The following is a 3098-nucleotide window of genomic DNA, read 5'->3' on the forward strand; positions in this document are numbered from 1 at the left end:
ACCATGCTCTACGTCACCCACGACCAGATCGAGGCGATGACGATGGCAGACCGCATCGGCATCCTCACCGAGGGCGTGCTGGTGCAGATCGGCTCGCCGCGCACCATCTATTCAGAGCCGGCAAACCTGCATGTCGCGGCGAGGCTCGGCCAGCCGGCGATCAATCTTCTGCCGACCGGGCTGCTGCCTGACGGCGGCGCACCGGCCGGCACCAAGACGATCGGCGCGCGCACCGAGCATCTGACGATCGCGAAGGCCGCGAATGGCCATGCTGACGGCGTTGTCGACTGGGTCGAGCATCTCGGTGACCAGAACCATTTGCATGTGACGGTAGGCACCAAGAAACTGGTGACGCTGACCGATCCCGACACGGATCTGGCGCAGGGCGACAAAGTGGTGATCCGCTACCGGGCGCCGCTGTATTTCGGCGCCGATGGACAGCGATTGATGTGAGCGGTTTTCGGTGATTCAGCACCGGTTTTGACTTTGCCAGTACGGGACGAATCGATGAAGCACTTTTTCAATCGCAGGGAAACGATCGTCACCGAGGCGCTGGACGGCCTGCTACGAACCATTGGCTCCGGCGATCTCGCGCGCCTCGACGGCTATCCCGAGATCAAGGTCGTCCTGCGCGCCGACTGGGACAAGACGAAAGTCAGTGTCGTCTCCGGCGGCGGGGCCGGGCACGAGCCTTCACATGCCGGTTTCGTCGGCAGGGGCATGCTGACGGCGGCGGTTTCGGGCGAGATCTTTGCCTCGCCAAGCGTCGAAGCGGTGCTGGCGGCCATTCGCGCGGTCACCGGCCCGGCCGGCTGCCTGCTGATCGTCAAGAACTACACCGGCGACCGTCTCAATTTCGGCCTGGCGGCAGAGAAGGCGCGCGCCGAAGGGTTTCGTGTCGAGATGGTCATTGTCGCCGACGATATCGCTTTGCCCGACATCACCCAGCCGCGCGGCGTTGCCGGCACCTTGTTCGTGCACAAGATATCAGGCCACCTGTCGGAAGCCGGCCACGATCTGGCTGAAATCGCGGCAGCGGCGCGGGCGGCGGCCAAGGACATCGTTTCGCTCGGGATGTCGCTGTCGTCCTGCTCGATCCCGGGCCAGCCGCACGAAGACAGATTTGGCGAGAACGATGGCGAACTCGGCCTTGGCATTCACGGCGAGCCGGGCGTCGAGCGGATTGCGGTGCAGAGCGCCGACAGGCTGGTGGCGATCATGGCGGAGCGCCTTGCGAAGCGGCTTGATCCCAAGGCCACCTACGCCTTGCTGATCAACAATCTCGGCTCCGTGCCGCCGCTCGAAATGTCCGTTATCGCCAATGCGGTGCTTGCCTCGCCGTTGGCTAAAACCATCAAACTGACGATCGGCCCGGGCCCGCTGATGACGGCGCTCAACATGAACGGCTTCTCGCTGTCGCTGATCCGGCTGGATGCGGCGCGCGAAACCGCCTTGCAGGCGCCGGTCGGCCCGCATGCCTGGATACCGGCAAAGCCGGTTGTTTCACCTGCCGTCGTGCCGATGGCGAAAGCGGCCGGACAAAGCGTGGCACGCAAGCCCAGCCAGGATGCGCGGACCCGGTCTCTTCTCGTTACCATCTGCGAAAGGCTGATCGCGCTCGAAGCTACTTTGAACGGACTGGACGCCAAAACAGGCGACGGCGACACCGGTTCGACGGTGGCGACCGGCGCGCGCAGTGTTCTCGAGCGGCTCGACACGCTACCGCTTGCCGAGCCTGCAGCCACCCTTGGCGCGATAGGCGACATTCTGAGCGCGTCGATGGGCGGCTCCAGCGGCGTGCTGCTGTCGATCTTCTTCACGGCGGCGGCGCAGGCTCTGGGCGGCGGCGCGAGCCTGCCCAGAGCGCTGCTTGCCGGCCTTGAACGGATGACCTTTTATGGCGGCGCCAGAATTGGCGATAGAACCATGGTCGATGCGCTGGAGCCGGCGCTCAAAGCACTCGACGCGAACGGCCTGGAGGAGGCGGCAACAGCAGCCCGCCATGGTGCCGAGGCCACGGCCGCCATGGACAAGGCAAAAGCCGGGCGGTCGACCTATGTCGGCAGCAAGCTGCAAGGTGTGGTCGACCCCGGCGCTCACGCGGTCGCCGAAGTCTTCGCGGCGGCCGCGGCATTGCATGAAGCGGCCTGACGTATGCTCCAGTTGTCGAATGACCGTTCTTTCGATACTGCCGGCAAGATGGAAACCGGGAATGCGGGTGACATGGCGGCGTTGAACCTTGCCCGGCTGATCGCGGCCGCCGCGGATACGATCGCCGCGAACGCCGAGGAATTGACGGCGCTCGACCAGGCGATCGGCGACGGCGACCACGGGCTGAACATGAAGCGCGGCTTCGAGGCCGTGCGCGCCGAAGCCGAAGCATTTTCGGCCAAACCGCTGCCCGATGCCCTGAAGGCGATCGGCACCAAGCTGGTGATGACGGTCGGCGGCGCCTCCGGCCCGCTGTTCGGCACCCTGTTCCTGGCATTCGGCAAGGAGATTTCGGCGAAACCCGATCGCGCCAATCTGACGGCGGCGTTCGGCAAGGCGATCGAAGCTGTGGCAGCACGCGGCAAATCGCAGATCGGACAAAAAACCATGCTCGACGTGCTGCAGCCGGTGCATGACGCGCTGCTGCAGGGAAAGACAGCTCTTGAAATCGCCGATATCGCCGACGCCGCGGCCGACGCGACCGTCCCTATGAAAGCCTTGCGTGGCCGCGCCTCGTTCCTGGGCAACCGATCGATCGGTCATATGGACGCCGGCGCGCGCTCAACCGCGCTGCTGGTGCGCACAGTGGCGCACAGCCTCGGGGAAAGCGCATGAGCAATGTCGGCATCGTCATCGTCTCGCATTCGCCGCTGGTTGCCGAGGGCACGGCCGACATGGTGCGGCAGATGGTGGGCGACGAAGTGCCGCTTGCATGGTGCGGCGGAAACGGCCATGGCGGGCTCGGCACCAATGTCGAGGCGATCATGGGCGCCATCGACAAGGCCTGGTCGGAAGCCGGTGTCGCCATTCTGGTCGATCTCGGCGGCGCCGAGACCAACTCGGAAATGGCGGTGGGGATGATCGGCGAGCCACGGTCGCACAAGATC

4 protein-coding genes are annotated in these 3098 nt (G+C 65.2%); all 4 read left to right on the plus strand.

The window, feature by feature from the left end:
- On the plus strand, positions 1–453 hold a 453-nt coding region (locus EN991_RS29445), incomplete at its 5' end, for a TOBE domain-containing protein (RefSeq protein ID WP_164769454.1).
- A gap of 54 nt (positions 454–507) precedes the next feature.
- Entirely contained in the window at positions 508–2151 is a 1644-nt protein-coding gene (locus EN991_RS29450; RefSeq protein ID WP_127370065.1) for a dihydroxyacetone kinase subunit DhaK, read from the plus strand.
- A gap of 72 nt (positions 2152–2223) precedes the next feature.
- Complete coding sequence (gene dhaL / locus EN991_RS29455) at positions 2224–2826, plus strand: dihydroxyacetone kinase subunit DhaL (protein ID WP_127370067.1); 603 nt, start codon at positions 2224–2226, stop codon at positions 2824–2826.
- On the plus strand, positions 2823–3098 hold a 276-nt coding region (locus EN991_RS29460; RefSeq protein ID WP_127370066.1), incomplete at its 3' end, for a PTS mannose transporter subunit IID. The genes dhaL and EN991_RS29460, both read left to right, overlap by 4 nt.

The sequence above is a fragment of the Mesorhizobium sp. M7A.F.Ca.US.005.03.2.1 genome, assembly GCF_003997795.1.
GTDB lineage: Bacteria > Pseudomonadota > Alphaproteobacteria > Rhizobiales > Rhizobiaceae > Mesorhizobium > Mesorhizobium ciceri.

Coding starts and splice junctions, on each gene's coding strand:
- EN991_RS29450 (WP_127370065.1), top strand. CDS start 508: ATGAAGCACTTTTTCAATCGCAGGGAAACGATCGTCACCGAGGCGCTG.
- dhaL (WP_127370067.1), top strand. CDS start 2,224: ATGGCGGCGTTGAACCTTGCCCGGCTGATCGCGGCCGCCGCGGATACG.